The 21,142-nt window shown below is 32.7% G+C and carries 22 protein-coding genes; 12 read left to right on the top strand and 10 right to left on the bottom strand.

All coding sequences use genetic code 11. The annotated features are described in order from the left end of the window. The first annotated feature begins 61 nt into the window (after positions 1-61). The gene (locus AC1EU5_RS05645) at positions 62-424 is read left to right on the top strand and encodes a CoA-binding protein (protein WP_480191392.1); all 363 of its coding nucleotides are present in this window, start codon (positions 62-64) and stop codon (positions 422-424) included. Here AC1EU5_RS05645 and AC1EU5_RS05640 read toward each other — a convergent pair. Genes AC1EU5_RS05640 through pyrR form a run of 5 tightly spaced genes read right to left on the bottom strand, consistent with a single transcriptional unit; the run spans position 421 to position 3,563 of the window. Further along, entirely contained in the window at positions 421-1,377 is a 957-nt protein-coding gene (locus AC1EU5_RS05640; protein WP_480191391.1) for a ribonuclease Z, read from the bottom strand. The genes AC1EU5_RS05645 and AC1EU5_RS05640 overlap by 4 nt on opposite strands. After that, positions 1,374-1,727 (bottom strand): T9SS type A sorting domain-containing protein, encoded by a 354-nt coding sequence (locus tag AC1EU5_RS05635; protein WP_480191390.1) that lies wholly within the window; start codon positions 1,725-1,727, stop codon positions 1,374-1,376. Before AC1EU5_RS05635 ends, AC1EU5_RS05640 begins: the two co-directional genes overlap by 4 nt. Positions 1,728-1,743: 16 nt before the next feature. After that, complete coding sequence (locus tag AC1EU5_RS05630; RefSeq protein ID WP_480191389.1) at positions 1,744-2,076, bottom strand: ribonuclease Z; 333 nt, start codon at positions 2,074-2,076, stop codon at positions 1,744-1,746. Positions 2,077-2,087: 11 nt separating this feature from the next. Further along, a complete protein-coding gene (locus AC1EU5_RS05625) occupies positions 2,088-3,020 on the bottom strand; it encodes an aspartate carbamoyltransferase catalytic subunit (protein WP_480191388.1) in 933 nt (310 codons plus the stop codon). Further along, entirely contained in the window at positions 3,021-3,563 is a 543-nt protein-coding gene (gene pyrR, locus AC1EU5_RS05620; protein ID WP_480191387.1) for a bifunctional pyr operon transcriptional regulator/uracil phosphoribosyltransferase PyrR, read from the bottom strand. It abuts the gene before it with no gap. 161 nt (positions 3,564-3,724) lie between these two features. On the opposite strand from pyrR, the gene AC1EU5_RS05615 reads away from it, so the two are divergent. The 5 genes from AC1EU5_RS05615 to AC1EU5_RS05595 all read left to right on the top strand — a co-directional run bounded on the left by AC1EU5_RS05615 (position 3,725) and on the right by AC1EU5_RS05595 (position 9,895). Further along, positions 3,725-5,116: a tetratricopeptide repeat protein gene (locus AC1EU5_RS05615; protein WP_480191386.1), complete on the top strand. Its 1,392-nt coding sequence runs from the start codon at positions 3,725-3,727 to the stop codon at positions 5,114-5,116. A gap of 77 nt (positions 5,117-5,193) precedes the next feature. Then, entirely contained in the window at positions 5,194-6,126 is a 933-nt protein-coding gene (locus tag AC1EU5_RS05610; protein WP_480191385.1) for a polyprenyl-phosphate transporter, read from the top strand. Beyond that, complete coding sequence (locus tag AC1EU5_RS05605) at positions 6,119-7,141, top strand: DUF368 domain-containing protein (protein WP_480191384.1); 1,023 nt, start codon at positions 6,119-6,121, stop codon at positions 7,139-7,141. The genes AC1EU5_RS05610 and AC1EU5_RS05605 overlap by 8 nt, the downstream gene beginning before the upstream one ends. Then, positions 7,113-7,868, top strand: a complete 756-nt coding sequence (locus tag AC1EU5_RS05600; RefSeq protein WP_480191383.1) for a shikimate dehydrogenase family protein — start codon at positions 7,113-7,115, stop codon at positions 7,866-7,868. The genes AC1EU5_RS05605 and AC1EU5_RS05600 overlap by 29 nt, the downstream gene beginning before the upstream one ends. A 134-nt stretch (positions 7,869-8,002) precedes the next feature. Then, the gene (locus AC1EU5_RS05595; protein WP_480191382.1) at positions 8,003-9,895 is read left to right on the top strand and encodes a DUF349 domain-containing protein; all 1,893 of its coding nucleotides are present in this window, start codon (positions 8,003-8,005) and stop codon (positions 9,893-9,895) included. Positions 9,896-9,944: 49 nt separating this feature from the next. Here the strand turns inward: AC1EU5_RS05595 and AC1EU5_RS05590 are convergent, their stop codons facing one another. After that, a complete protein-coding gene (locus AC1EU5_RS05590) occupies positions 9,945-10,952 on the bottom strand; it encodes a 3-oxoacyl-ACP synthase III family protein (RefSeq protein WP_480191381.1) in 1,008 nt (335 codons plus the stop codon). A gap of 170 nt (positions 10,953-11,122) precedes the next feature. Between AC1EU5_RS05590 and htpG the strand changes: the two genes are divergently transcribed. Continuing rightward, complete coding sequence (gene htpG, locus AC1EU5_RS05585; protein WP_480191380.1) at positions 11,123-13,051, top strand: molecular chaperone HtpG; 1,929 nt, start codon at positions 11,123-11,125, stop codon at positions 13,049-13,051. Positions 13,052-13,275: 224 nt separating this feature from the next. Beyond that, positions 13,276-14,919, top strand: a complete 1,644-nt coding sequence (locus tag AC1EU5_RS05580) for a serine hydrolase (RefSeq protein WP_480191379.1) — start codon at positions 13,276-13,278, stop codon at positions 14,917-14,919. Positions 14,920-15,054: 135 nt separating this feature from the next. Here AC1EU5_RS05580 and AC1EU5_RS05575 read toward each other — a convergent pair whose 3' ends face one another. Together AC1EU5_RS05575 and AC1EU5_RS05570 are read right to left on the bottom strand one after the other, a co-directional pair. Continuing rightward, a complete protein-coding gene (locus tag AC1EU5_RS05575; RefSeq protein ID WP_480191378.1) occupies positions 15,055-15,444 on the bottom strand; it encodes a hypothetical protein in 390 nt (129 codons plus the stop codon). After that, the gene (locus tag AC1EU5_RS05570) at positions 15,422-16,015 is read right to left on the bottom strand and encodes an RNA polymerase sigma factor (protein ID WP_480191377.1); all 594 of its coding nucleotides are present in this window, start codon (positions 16,013-16,015) and stop codon (positions 15,422-15,424) included. Before AC1EU5_RS05570 ends, AC1EU5_RS05575 begins: the two co-directional genes overlap by 23 nt. 133 nt (positions 16,016-16,148) lie before the next feature. On the opposite strand from AC1EU5_RS05570, the gene AC1EU5_RS05565 reads away from it, so the two are divergent. Further along, complete coding sequence (locus AC1EU5_RS05565) at positions 16,149-16,499, top strand: DUF6249 domain-containing protein (protein WP_480191376.1); 351 nt, start codon at positions 16,149-16,151, stop codon at positions 16,497-16,499. 278 nt (positions 16,500-16,777) lie between these two features. Beyond that, entirely contained in the window at positions 16,778-17,290 is a 513-nt protein-coding gene (locus tag AC1EU5_RS05560) for a YdcF family protein (protein ID WP_480191375.1), read from the top strand. 37 nt (positions 17,291-17,327) lie between these two features. Here AC1EU5_RS05560 and AC1EU5_RS05555 read toward each other — a convergent pair whose 3' ends face one another. Beyond that, positions 17,328-18,026, bottom strand: coding sequence for a M15 family metallopeptidase (locus AC1EU5_RS05555; RefSeq protein ID WP_480191374.1), 699 nt, complete (start codon positions 18,024-18,026; stop codon positions 17,328-17,330). A gap of 222 nt (positions 18,027-18,248) precedes the next feature. Here AC1EU5_RS05555 and AC1EU5_RS05550 point away from each other — a divergent pair, with 222 nt between their 5' ends. Next, positions 18,249-19,310, top strand: a complete 1,062-nt coding sequence (locus tag AC1EU5_RS05550; protein WP_480191373.1) for a hypothetical protein — start codon at positions 18,249-18,251, stop codon at positions 19,308-19,310. A gap of 15 nt (positions 19,311-19,325) precedes the next feature. Here AC1EU5_RS05550 and AC1EU5_RS05545 read toward each other — a convergent pair whose 3' ends face one another. After that, positions 19,326-20,108 carry a S1/P1 nuclease gene (locus AC1EU5_RS05545; RefSeq protein ID WP_480191372.1) on the bottom strand — a complete coding sequence of 261 codons (783 nt, stop codon included), beginning with the start codon at positions 20,106-20,108 and terminating at the stop codon, positions 19,326-19,328. 135 nt (positions 20,109-20,243) lie between these two features. On the opposite strand from AC1EU5_RS05545, the gene AC1EU5_RS05540 reads away from it, so the two are divergent. Continuing rightward, entirely contained in the window at positions 20,244-21,104 is an 861-nt protein-coding gene (locus AC1EU5_RS05540; protein WP_480191371.1) for an SPFH domain-containing protein, read from the top strand. Positions 21,105-21,142 lie beyond the last annotated feature (38 nt).

Below are 21,142 nucleotides of genomic sequence, written 5' to 3'. Positions count from 1 at the left end.
AAAGACGCCGTAAAAAATTATTCGTAACAACTTTTAACACTGCTTAACATATCTTTAACACATGAACAAAAAAACACTGGTACTTGGTGCTTCACTAAAGCCCAATAGATACTCAAATATTGCTATTCATAGATTGGTAGAAAAGAATCATGAAGTTGTGGCAGTAGGTCTTACTAAAGGTATGGTTGCGGGAGTAGAAATAGTTAAAGGAGAGCCAAATTTTGACAATATTGATACAGTTACATTATATCTCAATTCTAGAAGGCAAGAAGCTTACTACAACTATATTCTATCATTAAAACCAAAACGTGTTATTTTTAATCCGGGAACCGAAAATGAAGAATTCATCAGATTATTGAGGGAAAATAAGATTATAGCCGAAGTAGCTTGTACATTAGTGTTACTATCTATAGGAGCTTATTAGTTTTGGTGAGCGATGAGGAGCTCTTCTGATACTTTATTTTCTGTCTTAAAAGATTTACCCTCTATAGCCAGCTCTACATTTTTAAATTGTGTTTTGGCCTCTTTCTCAAATAAACTTAGGTCAGTATATCTACTTGAATAATGCCCCAATAGTAATTTTGTGACATTCGCTTCTTTTGCAATCAAAGCAGCTTGCTCAGCCGTAGAATGTTTTGTAGTTACTGTTAGCTCTTCTTTATCTTTTAAGAAGGTAGATTCATGATATAAAAGGTCAACATTTTTTATAATTGTTGTAATGCTTGGCTTATAATACGTATCACTACAATAAGCATAACTCACGGGCTTTGGAGGGTTAAAGGTGAGCACATTATTCTCTATGATGGTACCATTATCTGATATATAGTCTTTACCGTTTTTTAAATTCTGGTAATCACATATTTCAATTTCAGAAACTTCATTAATAGCATCAATGTTTAATTTACGTTCACCAGTCTTTTCTTTAAATAGAAAACCGTTAGTATAAATTCTATGATCTAAGGGAATAGTGTAGACTTCAACTTTCTCATCTTCATAAATTAGTTCACTTTCATTAGAACTTAATTCATGGAAGATCAATTGGTATTTTAACAGGCTTTTAGAAACTTTAAGTTGAACTTCAATAACTTCCTGAATGCCTTTAGGTCCGTAAATATGAAAATCATTTTGGCGATTGAGCAAACCAAAAGTAGAAATCAATCCAATCAATCCAAAGAAATGATCACCATGCAAATGAGAAATAAATACATGATTGATCTTTGAAAATTTGATCTTGTATTTTCTCAGTTGCACCTGTGTTCCTTCTCCACAATCTATTAAAAAATGGCGATTGTTAATTTCTAAAAATTGTGATGTTGGATGAGCAAAAGTTCTAGGAGTAGCTGAGTGACATCCTAATATGGTTAACTGTAAGCTCATTTAATGACAATCCGTTTAGAAATTACTTCGTTATTTGTTTTAATAGAGTATATATAAATTCCTGAATCTAGCTTATCTCTGTAGAATGGAATATAGTTCAATCCTCTTTTAGTGGTATACTTTTTATAATGCACAGTATTACCTATCAAATCTTTTACAGTAAATTCTAACTCAAAAGATTTGTAAGCGCGAAACTTTATCTTAGTAGTAACGCTAAAAGGGTTTGGAGATGCTACAATATCTTTCAACACCAAGGTAGTGTCTTTAACTATCTTATCTTGCTCCTGTTGCTGAGCCAGAACAGTAGTTGAAAGTGTAACAATAAGTAAAAATAGTAGCTTTTTTATCATACGCAATTTTGGTTCATTAAAATCCTAGATCTCGTTCAATTTTATCCATTTCAATCATGTCTCTGGCTTCCAAAACTGTGGGTACAACCACCAATTCATCTGGTAAATTATTATAATCTATCTCATTTACAACTATCACAAAAGACATGCCATTTTGTTTATGTTCTGTTGCATGCTGCAAAAATACTAAGATATCTTCTGTTTCAACCCTTTGTAAACCAGAAAAGTCTAAAATTAAATTATCCGAGTTAAAAGTAGTATAATTTTCTTTAAATGCAACAAAAAAATCTGAAACGCTCTTTTCATCACATTTTAAAAGGGTTTCATCATTATTTTTTTCTACAATCATTTGCAAAAATCTTAATTAGGTTTTATTTGCTGTGCCAATAAATAAATGATAGCCATTCTAATGGCTACCCCATTTTCAACTTGGTTTAAAATAATAGACTGGTCAGAATCTGCAACGTCACTGGTAATTTCAACACCTCTATTTATTGGCCCCGGATGCATAACAACAATTTTCTTGCCAAGACTATCTAGTAGAGCCTTATTAATACCAAAAAGTTGTGTATACTCACGAACGGAAGGAAAATATTTAATATCCATGCGTTCATGTTGAACTCGTAACATATTGGCCACATCGCACCACTGTAAAGCGTTTTTTAAGTTCGTCTCTACTTTTACACCAAGACCTGATATATATTTAGGTAATAAGGTAGTAGGGCCACAAACCATAACTTCTGCTCCTTGTAATTTTAGCGCATATATATTTGAAAGTGCCACTCTTGAGTGCAAAATATCACCAACAATCACCACTTTTTTTCCTTTAACGGAACCCAATTCTTCTTTAATTGAATAGGTGTCTAGTAGGGCTTGCGTAGGGTGCTCATGAGCACCATCGCCCGCATTTATAATTTTGGCATCAATATGTTTTGAAAGAAAGACTCCAGCACCAACATTTGGATGTCGCATCACAACAATATCAACCTTCATAGATAGGATATTGTTTACCGTATCAATAAGTGTTTCACCCTTTTTTACGGATGACTGTGACGCTGAAAAATTGATGACGTCTGCAGAAAGTCTTTTTTCTGCTAGTTCAAAAGAAAGTTTGGTTCTAGTACTGTTTTCAAAAAATAAATTGGCAATGGTAATATCTCTAAGCGAAGGAACTTTTTTTATGGGACGATTGATCACTTCCTTAAAATGGTCTGCTGTTTCAAAAATAAGGTTTATGTCCTGTTTGTTGAGGTATTTAATTCCTAATAAATGATCTACGCTAAGTCGCTTCATTTAGTTGTTATTTATGATATAAACGGCATCTTTTTTATCATTTTCCTGCCAGGTTACCTTCACCTTTTCAGAATTAATAACGTCTACTTGCCTTCCTTTATAATTAGGTTGAATGGGTAAATGCCTACTGAATCTTCTGTCAATCAACACCATTAGTTCAATAGATTCAGGTCTTCCAAAAGATTGAATAGCTGTAAGTGCTGATCGGATGCTTCTACCAGAAAATAAGACGTCATCAATTAAGACTACTTTTTTATCTTCAATGGTAAAATTGATATTGGTTGAATTGGCTTCCAGAGGTTCATCACGCCTTCTAAAGTCATCCCTAAAAAAGGTAATATCTAACTGACCTAATTGCACGTTTTTAATTTTGTAGTCATCCTTTAAAATAGCTGCAATTCTGTTGGCTAAAAAAGTACCTCTTGGTTGTAAACCGATTAAGACAGTGTTAGAAAAATCAAGGTGGTTTTCAAGAAGCTGGCAGGCTAATCTTTGAAGGATAATATGTATATCATTCGAGTTTAATAAGGTCTTTTGAGCCATGCAGTTATCCAAACATTGTTTGGGGTACAAAAGTACATTATTTTTTAAAATTCGTTTGTTTTAGTTGCTGTTAATTAATTTGTTAAAAACATTTCTGTAACATGCTCATTGAAAAAGAAGCATCTCATACTTTTAGTACAAGATAACCGAAAGCTTTTTTTATGCATCAATTTTCTGATCCTAATGAGAACTTGCCTTTAACCAAATTCGAATCTATGTTAAAGTCAAATGATGTTTATTTCTTTGACGCAACTGAGTTTGAAGACATTGTTTCGTATTACATGGATACTGGTAAAATCTCACTCGCTAAAAAGGCTATTGAACTGGGTTTAAGGCAGCATCCAACATCAGTAGCACTAAAATTAGTGTCGGTTGAATTGTTGATTTTTGAAGACAAGCTAGATAGAGCAGAAAGGTTACTTAATGAGCTTCAAGAAATAGAACCATCAAATGACAAATTATACCTCCAAAAAGCTTCATTACTCTCAAAAAAAGATTTGCATAAAGAGGCTATTAATGCACTAAATCAAGCTCTATTATTTACCGATGATGAAGTAGACATACTGGCATTGATTGGAATGGAGTATCTTTTCTTAGATGATTTTGAAACAGCAAGACTCAATTTTGCCAAATGCCTTGAAGTTGAATATGATGATTATTCTTCTTTATACAATGTGATCTATTGCTATGATATGGAACACAAACATATTGAAGCAATTAATTACTTAGAAGACTATATTGAAAAAGACCCTTATTGTGAGATAGCATGGCATCAATTGGGTCGTCAGTTCTATATTATAGAAGAGTACAAAAAGGCTTTAAATGCTTTTGACTATTCTGTGTTGATAGATGAAGGCTTTATTGGTGCTTATCTCGAGAAAGCCAAGACCTTGGAAGCATTGGGTAGGTATGAAGAAGCCATTAATAATTATAAGATTACTATACATTTAGATGATGGTACACCTTTTACATATTTGCGTTTAGGTAAGTGCTATGAAAAAATAGATGATAACAAAACCGCTTTAAAGTATTATAATTTAACTGTTAAAGAAGATCCGTTATTGGATAAAGGTTGGCTTGCCTTGACTAATTTATACATAGAGCAGAAGAATTATCAAAAGGCACTGTATTTTATAAATAAGGCTATTCAAATTGATGATGAAAATGCTCAATATTGGGCCGTATTTGCCCAGATAAATTTAAAATTGAACTTCTTTGAAGAGGCTTCAGAAGCATTTCAAAAGTGTATAGACCTTGAAGATTTTAGACTTGATATCTTTGTGGCTCTAGTTGATGTATTGCATTTTATTGGTGATTTTAAAGATGCGTTAGAAATCTTGAAAAAAGCTAAAAAATTATATGTAGAGTTTGCTGAAATAGAATATCGCTTAAGCGGAATTCATTTTTTATTACAGCAACATCAGAAATCATTAACCTTCCTCAAAAATGCATTACAACTTGATTTTGAATATCATCAGGTTATTAAAGAATTGTACCCTTCTATGTTTGATGCCAGAGAGGTACATGAACTTATCAAGAAACATCAAAAATAACTTCTATAATTTAAAATTAGAGGTTGTGTCTTCATCCCAATTTTGATTGGTATATTTGATGGGCAATTTCAATTTTAATGAACCGATCATTTCTTGATTACTTAATCATTTCACTTAAAGGTATGGCAATGGGAGCAGCAGATGTTGTTCCTGGAGTTTCTGGTGGAACTATCGCATTTATTTCTGGCATCTATCAAGAGTTGATAGAATCTATCAATAAAGTAAACCTAAAAAGTTTGAAGGTATTACAAGAGGATGGCTTTATTTCATTTTGGAAATCGGTTAATGGCAATTTTTTATTGGCACTTGTTGTGGGTATAGCCATTAGCGTTTTGACACTGGCAAAATTAATTAAGTGGTTATTAGAAAACCAACCAGTATTGTTATGGGCTTTCTTTTTTGGTCTTGTAATTGCCAGTATTATTTATGTAGCTCGTCAAATAAAAAAGTGGAGTATAGGTGCCATCATCGCTTTGCTCATTAGTGCTTTAGTAGCATTTTACATTACCACATTGCCTACACTAGCCACAAATGACTCTAGTTTGTATTTAGTTTTTGCAGGTAGTTTGGCTATTTGTGCAATGATTTTGCCAGGTATTTCAGGAGCATTTATTCTCCTGCTTTTAGGAGCTTATAAACCGGCCGTAGATGCTATTGAAGAATTCGACTTAAAAACTATTGCACTGTTAGGCTTGGGTGCTATTATTGGTCTACTTACCTTTTCAAGAATTTTAAAGTGGATGTTTGATAATCATCAGAATATTACATTAGCTGCTTTAACCGGATTTATTATTGGTTCCTTAAATAAGATTTGGCCTTGGAAAGAAGTGTTAACATGGAGAACGAATTCAAAAGGAGTTGAGGTTCCTGTTACTGATAAAAGTATCTTACCGAGTCAGTTTGAGGGTGATCCACAAGTGCTAATGGCTATTGTTTTTATGGTTATAGGTTTTTTGTTGATCTTACTTCTTGAAAAATTAGCAGTTAAAGAACCATCACAACATGCCTGAAAAGACAAGAACACTTACTGATAGAGTCTTACTTTTTATAAAAGGAGTAGCTATGGGTGCAGCAAACAAAGTACCAGGTGTTTCAGGAGGTATGGTTGCGTTTGTAGTTGGTTTTTATGAAGAGATGATCTATTCGTTTCAAAAGATCAATGGTAAAGCATTTAAATTACTTTTCAATGGCAGGTTCAAGAGTTTTTACAGGTATATTAACGGTAAATTCATTGCTATACTTTTTGCAGGTAGTATCTTCAGCTATTTTAGTGTATCACTCCTTTTAGATTATTTAATTCGTAATTATGAACTCTTGGTTTGGTCTACTTTTTTTGGGATGATCATAGGTTCTATTTATTATATATCAAGAGGTTTTAATGATTGGTGTAGGCAAAATATTATAGCTATCATTATTGGTATTGTGTGTGGTGTTGCTATTAGTTTTATGAATCCTGCCAAAGAAAATGATAACCTTTGGTTTGTGTTTTTTTGCGGTATTGTGGGTGTTTCAGGTATGACACTGCCGGGATTATCAGGTTCTTTTATCTTGATTTTAATGGGTAATTACGTGCTTCTTTTGGTAGATTCGGTAAATATGCTATACCGTTCTATTACAGATGTTTTAACAGGAAATTTTGATTTTTTGAATGACCCTGATAGAATTCGCTATTTGAAAATTATTGCTTCTTTTGGTGCCGGGTCAGCTTTTGGATTGGTTGTTACCTCTCAGATTTTAGGTTTTGTTTTAAAACGATGGCATCAGATAGTAACTGCTCTTATTATAGGATTTATTTCAGGATCTTTAGGGATTGTCTGGCCATGGAAGGAGAAAATTTTTAAGAAAAGTGAAACAGGTGATTTTTTATTAGACTCACAAGGAAATAAGGTATTGGAAAACTATAAACGTTTTTTCCCTGATTTAGGAGATACTCAAAATTGGATAGCTATCCTTTTTATACTATTTGGAATTGGAATTATTTTACTGATTGATAACTATGCAAGAAGAAATGGAAGAAAAGTATAAGTTTGGCTTAATAGGTAAGAATATTTCATATTCCTTTTCCAGAGGATATTTCTCAGAGAAGTTTAAGGAATTAGAATTGCCAAATTATACCTATGAAAATTTTGATATCCAATCAATTGAAGAGTTTCCTAAGGTGTTAAAAGAAAAAAACCTTAAAGGTTTGAATGTTACCATTCCCTATAAAGAAGATGTCATTAAATTTTTGGATGAAATTGATGAAGAAGCGCAAGAGATTGGTGCTGTAAATACAATCAAGATTACTAGAGAAAAGAAGCTAGTAGGTTTTAATACAGATGTGTATGGTTTTGAGCAATCTATCAAACCTTTTCTGAAAAAGCGTCATAACAGTGCCTTGATTTTAGGCACAGGGGGTGCCTCAAAAGCGGTAGAATATGTCTTCAGAAAAATGGGAATTGAAGTACTATTTGTTTCCAGAAATCTAAAGAATGAGCATACTATTTCTTATGAAGAACTATCGAAAAAAATATTAAAATCACACCAGATTATTGTGAACTGTTCTCCCGTAGGTACCTATCCTAATTTAGACGAATGTCCTGATGTTCCATATAAACATTTAACCTCAAAACATTTGATGTACGATCTTATTTACAATCCGCCTCAGACATTGTTTCTAAGTAAGGGTCTAGAAGAGAATGCAACCATTTGTAATGGTTTACGTATGCTGGAATTGCAAGCGGAAAAAGCCTGGAAAATCTGGAATGCATAATTTTAACCTTTTTAAAAGCAACTAATTGCTAATTTCTGCATCCAATTAGCGTAGGCAAGTTTTGATTAATTGTATATCTATTAGTATCTTTCAAGACTTTTACTACCAAAAGAGGAACTTTAAACATTTTTTATATGTTAGGCGATACTGATAAAAATCCTGTTGAGGATGTTGATACCAATGACGCACTAGAAAATATTGATAACCCGCATTCAGAAGAAGCTATACCTGAAAATAATGTTGTCAATGAAGAAATTACCAAGGAAGAACAGCCCGAAGAAACTTCAACTTCTGAAGTAAAATCTGTAGCTCTAAAAACAGATTATTCAAAGCTTGACCTAGAAGGATTGGTCAAAGAACTTCAAAAACTACTTAAGACAGATGCTATTCATGCAATTAAAAATGATGTAGAGCAGTTAAAAATGTCATTCAATAAAAAATTTGGTGAACTTTTACAGGAAAAGAAAAAAGCGTTTATTGATGGAGGAGGAGAGGAAGTAGATTTTCAATATCGAAATCCTATAAAATCTCAATACAATGATTTGCTTTTTGAGTATAAAGTAAAACGAGAGAAGTATTACAAGCAACAAAAAGTCGAACAACAAGCCAACCTTGAAAAGCGCCGTGAGTTGATTGATGAACTAAAAGGTTTGATCAATACTGCTGAGCCTTCAAGTATGTATAATAAGTTTAGAGACTTACAAGATAGATGGCGAAAAGTTGGTAAGATACCTTATGCCAATTACAACAACATCTGGCGTACCTATCATCATCATGTAGAACGCTTTTATGACTTGTTACATTTAAATAAAGATTTTAGGGATCTCGATTTTAAGCATAATCTTGAAGAGAAACTAAAGCTTGTTGGCAGGGCAGAGGCCTTAATAGAAGAATCTGATATAAATAAAGCCTTTAAGGAATTGCAAATTCTACACAGGTTATGGAAAGAAGATATTGGTCCTGTTGCAAAAGAATTGAGAGAAGATGTATGGCAAAAGTTTAGTACAGCTACAAAGAAAATACATGAAAGACGCCATGAGTTTCAAAAGACACTAGAGAGTAGATATGAAGAGAATGTAGGTAAGAAGTATTTGGTCATAGATGAAATTAAGAACATGCTAAATGATAGTTTGCCCGATTCACATAGTGGTTGGCAAAAGAAAATTCAAGAGCTTGAAGGCTTGCGCCAAAAATTCTTTAAGATTGGTAAAGTTCCGCGTGCTAAGAATGAAACTGTATGGAGTGATTTTAAAAGTGCTACCTCTGATTTTAACAGAAAGAAAAACACCTTTTATAAAGGAGTAAAAAAACAACAGCAAGATAATCTGGACAAAAAGAGAACCTTGGTAGAACAAGCCGAATCATTAAAGGATAGTGATGATTGGGAAAGTGCAACACCTATCATGAAACAGATACAGGCTGATTGGAAACGTATAGGTCATGTGCCGAGAAAGTTTTCTGATACGATTTGGAAACGTTTTAAAGATGCATGCAATCATTACTTTGACCGATTACATAATGTACAGGATGAAGCAAATAAAGAGCAAATAGAAATCTTCAATAAAAAGAAAGACCTGCTTGAAAATTTAAAAAGTCAAGCTGATGATAATAAGGTGTTGTCTTTAGAATTGATTCAATCGTATATAGATGATTGGAAAAGATTGGGTGCTGTTCCGTTTAATATGCGTCATATAGAATCTAAGTTTAATAAACTAACTGATAAGTTATATGGACAGTTGAATTTAGGTAAAGAAGAAATAGCCATGCTAAAATTTAAAAATATTGTAGATGGTTATATGGCTTCTAATCAAATTAAAAAGTTAAATGATGAACAGTTATTTGTGCGTAAGAAGATTGATGAATTGACCAGAGAAATCAAACAGCTTGAAAATAATATCAGTTTTATTTCTAGCGCTTCAGATGACAACCCATTGCTTAAAAACGTACAAAGTAATATTGAAAACCACTCTGAAGACTTAGATATCTGGAAACAAAAATTGGATTACTTAACAAAATTAGAGTATTAAAAAAGGCACTATCTAGTGCCTTTTTTATTTGTATTTTAAAAGCTTTATTTTACCACCGTATCATGACACTCCCCCAGGTAAAACCACTACCAAAAGCGGCTAAAACAATAAGATCATTGTCTTTTATCTTTCCTGCTTCCCAAGCTTCAGTTAAAGCAATAATTACTGATGCAGCTGTAGTATTTCCATACTTCTGAATGTTATTATATACTTTGCTATCATCTAAGCCAAATTTTTTCTGAATGAATTGTGAGATACGCAAATTCGCCTGATGAGGAATCAACATATCAATATCACTCTTAGTTAAGTTGTTGGCTTGTAAGCCTTCAATAATGGCTTCCGAGAATCGCACCACAGCATGTTTAAAAACAAATTGCCCATTCATATGCGGAAAATACGAAGTGTCATCCGGGTCATTGGCTTCTATGATTTCAGGCACCCAGCGTCCTGTGGCAGGGCCTTCTAATGAAAGCTCTTTTGCATGTTTGCCTTCTGAATGTAAATGCGATGATAGAATACCTTTTTCTTTTTCTTCACTTCTACTCAGTATAGCAGCACCAGCTCCGTCACCAAAAATAACAGTCACCCCACGTCCTCGAGTAGAACGTTCTAAACCACCAGAGTGGTTTTCAGAACCTATAACCAATATATTTTTATACATACCAGTTTTTATAAATTGGTCGGCAACAGACAATCCATAGATAAACCCTGAGCATTGGTTTCTAATATCTAAAGCACCTATGGTAGGCATCTCCAACATATCTTGAACACGCACACCGCCGCCGGGAAAATACATATCAGGGCTTAAGGTTGCAAACACAATAAAATCAATATCATCTTTTGTTAATCCTGCTCGCTCAATAGCAATTTGGGCAGCTTTCGCTCCCATTGAAGAAGTATTATCACCTGTTTTTGGGTCTATCCAACGACGTTCTTTAATTCCAGTGCGTTCTTGAATCCATTCATCACTCGTATCCATCCATTTTGTAAGGTCGTTGTTGGTCACAACATTTTCAGGAACATAGTAGCCCAGTCCTGTAATTTTTGAAGTATACATAGTTATTTCTGTAGTCAGTTTAATTAATCAAATATATAGAATTTTATTATGCAGCGAATAGTATTCATTAATAGAAAGCGCAAATGCTGTCATCTTGTCAGAACGAATAGACTTGGTATTTTTTTTGACTATTAAATTTTGAAAATCAATAAAAACTAAAAATATAAATTATGGCAAAGGGAACAATTAATGTTTCAGTTGAAAACATATTTCCATTAATTAAAAAGTTCTTGTATTCTGATCACGAGATTTTTTTAAGAGAACTCATTTCAAATGCAACAGATGCAACTCTTAAACTAAAGCATTTGACTTCAGTAGGTGATTCTAAAGCCAAATATGGAGATCCTAAAATAGAGGTAAAGATTGATAAGGATGCAAAAAAACTGCATATTATTGATCAAGGTCTGGGTATGAGTGAAGAAGAGGTGAAGAAATACATCAATGAAGTTGCTTTTTCAGGTGCAGAAGAGTTTTTAGATAAATACAAAGATGCTGCAAAAGACGCAGGTATCATAGGTCATTTTGGTCTTGGTTTCTATTCTGCTTTTATGGTTGCAGACAAAGTAGAGATTATAACGAAGTCTCATAATGATAAAGAAGCTGCTGTTCATTGGACGTGCGACGGCTCTCCGGAGTTCACTTTAGAGAAAACAGATAAGATAGATAGGGGTACAGAGATTGTTTTACATATAGCTGAAGATTCTACAGAGTTCTTAGAAGAACATAGAATCCGAGAGCTATTGACCAAGTATAACAAGTTTATGCCAATTCCAATTAAGTTTGGAACGAAAGAAGTAGATGATCCGGATCATGAGCCAAAAACAATTAAAGGAGAAGATGGCAAGGAAACAAAAGAGCCACAAAAGAAAATTACTGTTGATGATATCATCAACAATCCAAATCCGGCTTGGACAAAGCAACCTAAAGATTTAAAAGACGAGGATTACAAATCGTTTTACAGAGAGTTGTATCCAATGCAGTTTGAAGAGCCATTATTTAATATTCACCTAAATGTAGACTATCCATTTAATCTTACCGGGATTTTATACTTTCCGAAGTTAACGACCAATTTAGATGTTCAAAAGGATAGAATTCAATTATACCAGAACCAGGTTTTTGTAACAGATAATGTAGAGGGTATTGTGCCTGATTTCTTGCAGATGCTTAGAGGTGTTATTGATTCACCAGACATCCCATTAAATGTTTCTCGTAGCTATTTACAAGCAGACGGTGCGGTAAAGAAGATTTCTTCGTATATCACTAAGAAGGTAGCTGACAAATTACAGTCGCTATTCAAAAAGGACCGCGAAGAGTTTGAAAAGAAATGGAATGATATCAAAATTGTTATTGAATACGGAATGCTTTCTGAAGAGAAGTTTTATGAGAAAGCTCAGAAGTTTGCTTTATACCCAACAGTTGATGGAAAGTATTTAACTTTTGATGAATTAATTGAAAAGATCAAACCTGCACAGACAGATAAGGATAAAAACATAGTAATTCTTTATGCAGGAAGTAAAGAAGAGCAACACAGTTATATTCAATCGGCAAAAGATAAAGGATATGAAGTATTGTCACTTGATTCTCCAATAATTTCGCATTTAATTCAAAAAATTGAAGGTGAAAATATGGAATTATCTGATGCTAAACAGCCTATTAAATTTGCCCGTGTAGATTCTGATCATGTTGATAATTTGATTAAGAAAGATGAAGAGCAAATTTCAAAATTATCTGATGAAGAAAAAGAGAAGTTAAAAGAGATTGTTGAAGGTATTGTGCCAAAGGATAAATATACAGTGCAGTTAGAAGCATTAGATTCCAGTAACAATCCGTTTATCATTACACAACCTGAGTTTATGCGCAGAATGAAAGAAATGCAGCAGACAGGTGGTGGCGGATTCATGGGGATGGGAGGCTTTCCTGAAATGTATAATCTTGTAGTGAATACTAATAATGATTTAATGCAGAAAATTTTGAAAGCCAAAACAAAGAAGGAAGAATATGTAAATCAAGCATTAGATTTAGCAAAGCTATCTCAGAACCTATTGCAAGGTGAAGATTTAACAAATTTTATCAAGCGCAGTTTTGAGCTTATGAAATAAATTACGTCATGCTGAACTTGTTTCAGCATCGCATAAATAATAAAACCACTTCAAATTTTTGAAGTGGTTTTTTAAATAAAGAAAATAGAAAAAACTTGTTGTTGTTGACTAAAATAGGTCAAATGAGATTTGCTTTGTATTAAAATTACAAATTACGAAACCAATAATTAACTGTAACCGATTTATATAAAGATCGTCTTATCTTTACACAAATATTATAGCTTATGAAACATCTTAAACTTTGGGTATCACTTTTTATAGTAAGCGTTACCTTTTCAATTCACGCACAAGATTTAGCAAAAGATATAGATGAAATTGTAAAGTCTAGTTATAAAGCTAACGAGCCTGGGGTAGCCTTATTAGTTGCTAAAAACGGTAAACCCATCTATCGAGGTACAGCAGGTATGGCTAATTTAGAATTAGATGTGGCTTTGAAACTTGAAAATGTATTTGAATTGGCTTCTATTACCAAGCAGTTTACTTCGGTAGCCATTTTAATGCTTGAAGAACGAGGAAAATTGAAAGTAGAAGATGAGATCACAAAGTTTATTCCAGACTACCCTACCAAAGATAAGAAGATCACTATTCATCAATTATTAAACCATACCTCTGGTATTAAGAGCTATACCTCTATGAACATTGATAGCCTAGCTCGAATGGATAAAACCCCGAAGCAAATCATTGATATTTTTAAAGATCAACCAATGGATTTTGACCCGGGGGAGCGTTTCTTATATAATAACTCTGGTTATATACTATTGGGTTATATTATTGAAAAGGTTTCAGGGAAAAGCTATGAAAATTTTATAGCGCAAGAAATTTTCAAACCTTTAGAGATGACAAATTCTCGTTACGGAAACATGGTAGATATCATACCCAACCGTGCTTCAGGATATATGACGAATGACGATGGTTTTAGAAACGCTGATTATTTAAGTTTAACCTTGCCTTATGCCGCAGGCTCATTAATGTCAACGGTTGATGATATGCTGAAATGGCAGTTAGCACTACGGGATAATAGACTCATAAAAAAAGAAACATTAGCAAAAGCCATTAATGGATCAAAATTAAACAATGGTGAAGAAATTGATTATGGTTATGGTCTAGCAAAAGGTGATTTAAAAGGATCTAAACTATATATGCATAGTGGAGGTATTTTTGGGTATTCAACAAATGGTATTTATTTTCCTAAGGAGGATATATATGTTATAGGTTTGAGTAACTGTAGCTGTAATGACGTAGGCGCTCTTACGCAGCGTGTGGCAGCTGTGGCTTTAGGAAAGCCATTCCCAAATAAAAAGGATGCTATTTCACTTTCTGAAGATAAATTAAAACAATGGACCGGTGCTTATGAGTTTGAAGGAGGAGCAATCAGAAGAATCACCTTTAAAGACGGTAAGCTGGTTAGTCAGCGTGATGGTAGTACTCCTTTTGATATTTACCCACTGTCTGAAACTCATTTTATTTTTGATGAAGGAACAATTGCCTATCATTTTTCTAAAGATAAGACTGGTAAGAAACAAGTTAACATGACCAATATGAGTAATGAAACGAAAGGAATAGAGACCAATAAGAAACCAGCTTCTGAACGTGAAGGGATTAATGTGAATGAAGACATTCTGAAGAATTATATTGGGGCTTATGAGCTACAGCCAGGTTTTGACTTAAATATTACCGTAGAAGATGAAAAATTATTTATTCAGGCTACCGGGCAACCAAAGTTGCAATTGCATGCAGAATCTAATGAAATATTCTTTTTAAAAGAAGTTCCAGCAAAAGTTGAGTTTGTAAAAGATAACGCAGGGAATTATAGCTCTTGTTTCTTGTATCAAAACGGACAAAAAATGCCAGGAAAACGGAAGAATTAAAAGAGGCTGTCTAAAAAGTGTCATTCTGAATGCATATGAAGAATCTTATGCTGTACAATTGCATGGTTTACAGCGTATTGAGATTTTTCGACTACGCTCAAAATGACAATTTTAAATCTTTTTAGACAGCCACTTTTAAATTTTCTTGTCCAATAGATGTTTTAAATAACTAATCTGAACTAGTATAAAAAGTCCTGCTAAAGCAATACTCCATACCAAGGTGTTTGATAGCTCTAAGGTAGGAAGAGATATTTCAAAATTAAATTTGCTTTGCATCTCTATGTAAGAAAACCAACCGGCACTTTCTATGTTGTAATACCCAAAAACTACTAGTATTAATAAACAAATAGCAATGAGGTACCAGCTGTGTTTTGCAATTAATGGTTGTGCTACACTAGTCTTTTGAGCTCTGACCTTGCTCATAATGTTTTTTGTAAAATCCACTGGAGTTTCTTTTATTTCCAGCCTATTAGCCATTTTTTTTATGAGTAGATCTAATTTTTTATCTGTGTTGTTGTCTTCCATAACCTTCTAATATTTCAGGTGCTACATATTGTTTTAATACAATTGCCAATTTCTTACGGGCTCTAAATAATCTTACTTTTACATTATTAGGAGATATTTCAATAATCTTTGCTACTTCTTCTAAAGATAACTCCTCAAAATAATATAAATTGATAAGGTAGTTATCTTCTTCTGGTAATTTTTTTAAACATTGTTGTATACATTGCTGTTTGTCTTCATACTCCAATTGATCAAAAGCATTATCTAAATCCACAATTTTATAATCGCTCAATTCATTAGTTTCAATGATATTCTGTTTTCTTTTATTTTTCTTGATAGCATCTAAACACTTTCTGTACGTTATTTTGTAAATCCACGTAGAAAGTTTTGACTCACCTTTAAAATTCTCCAGTGACTGATATATTTTTAAAAATACATCCTGTGCAACTTCTTGTGCGTCTTCTTCATTCACCATACGTAACGTTAAGTTGTACACTAAATTTTTATAGCGTTCTATCAGCGTTTCAAAAGCGCGTGTATCACCAGATACAATAGCCTTTATTAAAATATGGTCAGTTTGGTTGAGGTTCATTTATGAGTAAGACGATAGAAAAGTATTATAGGTTACAAGAATTAAAAAAATATAAAAATCTGTAACCTGATTTAAAAAACGATCGTCATAAGACAAAACAACAATAATTAATTAATCATTCAAAACATAAATTATGGGATCAGAAGTAATTGTTATACCAATAGTATTTGCCACTTTTTTTGGAATTATCTATTTATATTTTTCAACCAGACACAAAGAACGAATGTCGCTCATAGAAAAAGGTGCAGATGCTAGTATATTTAATAAAGGAATTCAAAGAACAGCTCCCGTTTGGAAGGTGTTGATTTTGAATTTAGCCTTAGTACTTATGGGGGTAGGTATAGGTATTTTTATAGCAAGTATTCTGGAAACATATACTACATTAGATGAAGAAGCCTTATATCCTGGCGTTATATTTACTATGGCTGGTGTAGGTTTATTAATAGGTTTTAATCAAACCAAAAACTTAGATAAAGAAAATTAACAACTGATTAACCTTGTCTACAGCCGCTTTAATTAAATTAGAGCGGTTTTTTTATGTTAACTCTTGAAGTAGATACCTTTTTTATGGAACAATTGTTTTGGATAAGTTTCATTGGCTTGAACATAAAGTTGTTTATCATTATTTTTTTGATACTTCACTTTAGAAAGAAGGTCAAAAAAGTAAAAATTTCATCAAAATTTTCTACTGCTAAAAAGGCGCTGATTTTAACTCCTTTAGTATATTTATGTATAATGCTATTTAGTTTTATAATCTTTAATGTGAAACAGCAAAAAATAACATCTTCAGAAAACACGATGATTGTATTAGGCAACCCGGCAACTAAAGATGGTAAGCCAAGTAAAATACTTAAATCTAGATTAGATAAAGCTTTACAGGTTTATGAAAAAAATAACATTTCTAGTATAATTGTGACTGGCTCAGCAGTACATAATGAATTTGTTGAAGCTGAAGTAATGAAAGAGTACCTTATAGATAATGGTATTCCGTCTAACAGAATAATTATAGAAGACAAAGCAAGAAATACATACGAGAATGCCTTGTATTCAACTAAATTATTAAAAGATTTAAGACTTAGAAAGCCTATAATTATTACGTCGCATGTACATGCAATGAGAAGTAAAAAGACGTTTTCTTACTTTATTTCTGATTTTATTGTACAAACAACAGATCAAACTTTTTTTGGATTCATAAAACAGTTCCCTATTTATATGTATGAAACCTTTTTAACTTTTGAGTCTGATTATCTTGAAAGAAGAAAAAGTGGCAATTAAAAAAGCCGCTCATTAAGCGACTTAGAAGTTTTATTATTTATTCCACAGGAAAATCAAAATATTTATTAGGATATGGCTCTTTAGCTAATGTAAAATGCCACCATTCTTTTGGGTGTGATTTAAACCCATGTTTTTCCATGCGTCTTTTTAAAAGTAGACGTATGGCCCTTTGGTTTCTAGTAATCCCTTGATAGGCTATACCTGACTTTTCATCAAACAAATCATAAGGGCTCCCCATATCTAAAATGTGACCAGTAGTCAAAGAAACAATGGTTAAATCTACACTACTTCCTCTGCTATGACCAGATTTTTCGGCAATATAATCTTCAGTAATTAAATCTTTCTTAGGTATGTTTGGGTAATATTGTTCTTTGGTAGCAGTATCTGCAGAATCTTTGGTCCATGCTACAAACTGATCTACGGCTTTTTGTGGTCTATAGGCATCATAAATTAAGAGACCAAAACCTAGTCGTCCTAATTCATTTTGCACATTTTTTAAAGCTTCAGTGGCCTGTTTTGTCAATATACATTTAGGTTTTATATAGCCATCAACTGGCTTTCCAAGAAAATTATTAGAAGAATAATAGCGCAAATCTGATCTTAGATTTGGTATTACCTCTTTAGCATATACAAAACCTTCCGGTAATTCTTTCAAAGCCTCTTGAGCATTAACGGAGCTAAGAGTAGTTATAAAAGTAAAAACCAATATAGCTTTTATAAATTTTAATGTTCTCATTATGCAGGGTTTTTTAGCAACACTTTACAATTGATAAAAGTACTAATTTTTGCTTCGTATTAAAAATTTTACACATACTAAACGTAGAGTTTCTTTAAATATTCTGTATAATTAATATTTAAGCAGCTTAAAAACAAATGAAACAGACAAATTCCCAGATTTTTAAATGTAGTTAATAAAATCGTAGTATTTTTAGTACTTCAGTAGTTAATAAGTGAATGCATGAATGAAAAACTAATATCAAAAAAGAAGCCTGCCTATCCCATTACTGAGCAGTTATCTTCATATTTAACTGATCATAGTAGGAATATTAAAATTCCCATTTATTATGAGGATCTCTTACGTTTTCAAGGGGCTGTAGAGATCTATGACAAAGAAGGAAATGATACTTTATGGATAAGTACTTATTTCGCAGAACATGAGCGAGCGGAAATAGAGTATAGCTTAAAACAAATGTATACCATATTACATGCTGATGGTAGTGACGCAGCTTTTCCTTTTTTGAGTATAGACGCTATTGATTTCTGCACATTTGGAAATTCAAAACCCTTCAGAATTAAAGTTCGAAACATCTTAAATGATAATTATATCTATCTCTATATAAAAAAAGCAGACGCGTCGCGAATTTATGGCTTAGAATTAGAACATATGTTATCTCCAAATCATATTAATTTTTTGGTTCATAAAGACACGCTCATTGAAGAGCATATTTCTGGTATTCCTGGTGATATTTTTATTAATGAGCAGCTTGATACCATTTCTGAACAGGATAAAGCTGCAATTGCCAAAGAATTTGTAAAGTTCAACGAACGATCTTTTGTACGGTTATTAGGTGATATGCGCGCCTATAACTATGTTATGGTTGTTACGCATGATTTTGATAGAATTCAATATAGAATCAGAGCCATTGATTTTGATCAACAATCTTATGAAGGGAATCCTAAAGTATACAAACCACAATTTTTAAAAGATAATAATAAATTGGTAGAAATGACCATGAATATGCTACGTAAAGAATCGATAGAGCAATATAAAATAGAAGAACGTTCGTTACTTGCCAAGCGTGCTTCTAGTGAAGATGATCGTTTGAATTTGTTATTAGACTGTATGAAAAAAGATGTGATCTCGCCTCCTGAAAAAGTAAGGGAATTAAAAATGGGACTTTATAAGCTAACGAATGATGTTAATTTCAAACGCTCTAAAAATATGGGAGATATTTTAGATAGCGCTTTAGATTTTATAATCAGAAATTATAAGAATGTAAATCCCTACATTATTAGTTAATTTATTGAGATAAGATCAACCAAAAATTTCATTTAAGAGTTTAGCCAAACGCAACCCTCCTTTTTGTAATTGCTTCCTTACAGTTTCAAAATGGTCATAAGAATATTTATAACGTAATTTTTCTCCAACCTTAGCCGATTCATACACTGGTTTAGTCAATTTTCTGGTATCACGCATCCAGTCTAATATAGTACCTTTTTGAATTGCTTTTATCTGTTCTTTTGATAAATCATCAGCATTATCTGCTAATTCAAGATAGCTCATATCCCATTCATCAATCATGTTTTCATCCCAAACCCTGTGAAGATTGGTACCTTCATCAAACCAGCGCACTTGAATATCATTACCACCTTTATCTTCTGCACGACCTATATGTAATGGCTGATGCAGATCACCAATAAAGTGAACTAATAGTTTCAAAAAAAAGGCCTTGTCTTCATCAGAACTGTTTTCGCTCTTTAAAACCTCAATACATTTATTGATTCCAGTTATAATATCACCCCTTGAGTTTTTTTCTGATTCTTCATACGTTTTATCAAAAGGCATGTTTACATAGTGCCAAGTGTAGTATTTATCATAAGCTTTGTCAGACTTTATTTGATCAGCATAGGTAGATACAAAAGCCAAACTTTGACCTTTTAGCAGTTTTTCTATCTTCTTTTTGACCTTTTTAGTTAGATGCTTTTCTGCTATTTGTCCTGTAGCCCTATGCCCTGTTGGTCCCCAAATGTTAACTGTATTTGCCCAACAAGAAGTACTTATTGTGAATGCGAATAAATAGATAATTAAAATCCTCATGAATTTTTTGATTTCCGGCTAAAATATAAAAATTGTTTGTTAAAAATTTGGAAATTTAATTTTTTTTATTATATCTTTATGATATTAAAATGATATCAATTCAAAATCATATTTAACAAACAAAAACAATAACAAATGAAAGAAGAGAAAATAATTGTTCCTACCAATGGTTATGTAATGCTATTGGTTACTTTGGTTTTATTTTTTGGTGGCATTGCAACACTTATAAGAACTGAAAATCCTTTATATATTCTTGCAATTTTTACTGGCATACTACTGGCTATTGGATTTATCATGGTACAACCTAATAACTCACGTGTGTTGTTATTATTTGGAAAGTACGTGGGTTCAGTGAAGAAAAATGGTTTCTATTGGGTAAACCCATTTTATACAAAGAAGAAGATATCCTTGCGGGCAAGTAATTTTGATAGTGAACGCTTAAAAGTAAATGATAAATTAGGTAATCCGGTGATGATCAGTACCATTTTGGTATGGAGGGTAACTAACACCTATAAAGCGGCATTTGATGTAGATAATTATGAAAATTTTGTACGTGTTCAAACAGATGCCGCAGTACGAAAATTAGCCAGCATGTATCCCTATGATAATTTTGCTGATGAAGGTCTTGAAGAAGATATAACACTTCGTTCTAGTGTAAATGAGGTTAGTGAAACCCTAGAAAAAGAAATTGAAGAGCGTTTGTCTATTGCGGGAATTGAAGTACTTGAAGCACGTATTGGTTATTTGGCTTATGCTCAAGAGATAGCCAATGCTATGTTAAAGCGACAGCAAGCTACAGCTATTGTAGCTGCTCGTCATAAAATCGTAGAAGGAGCTGTAAGTATGGTTGATATGGCTTTAGAAGAGTTAGCGAAGAATGAAATAATGGATATGGACGAAGAACGTAAAGCAGCAATGGTAAGTAATTTAATGGTGGTGCTTTGTAGCGATAAGGATGCAACACCTGTATTGAATGCAGGTACATTAAATCACTAGAAAATAATACAAAATGATGATCTTATTAATTCTGAATA

Source organism: Maritimimonas sp. 2405UD52-3 (assembly GCF_056591715.1).
Note: the sequence above shows the minus strand (reverse complement) of the source record. Positions and strands in the feature narration are given on the sequence as shown.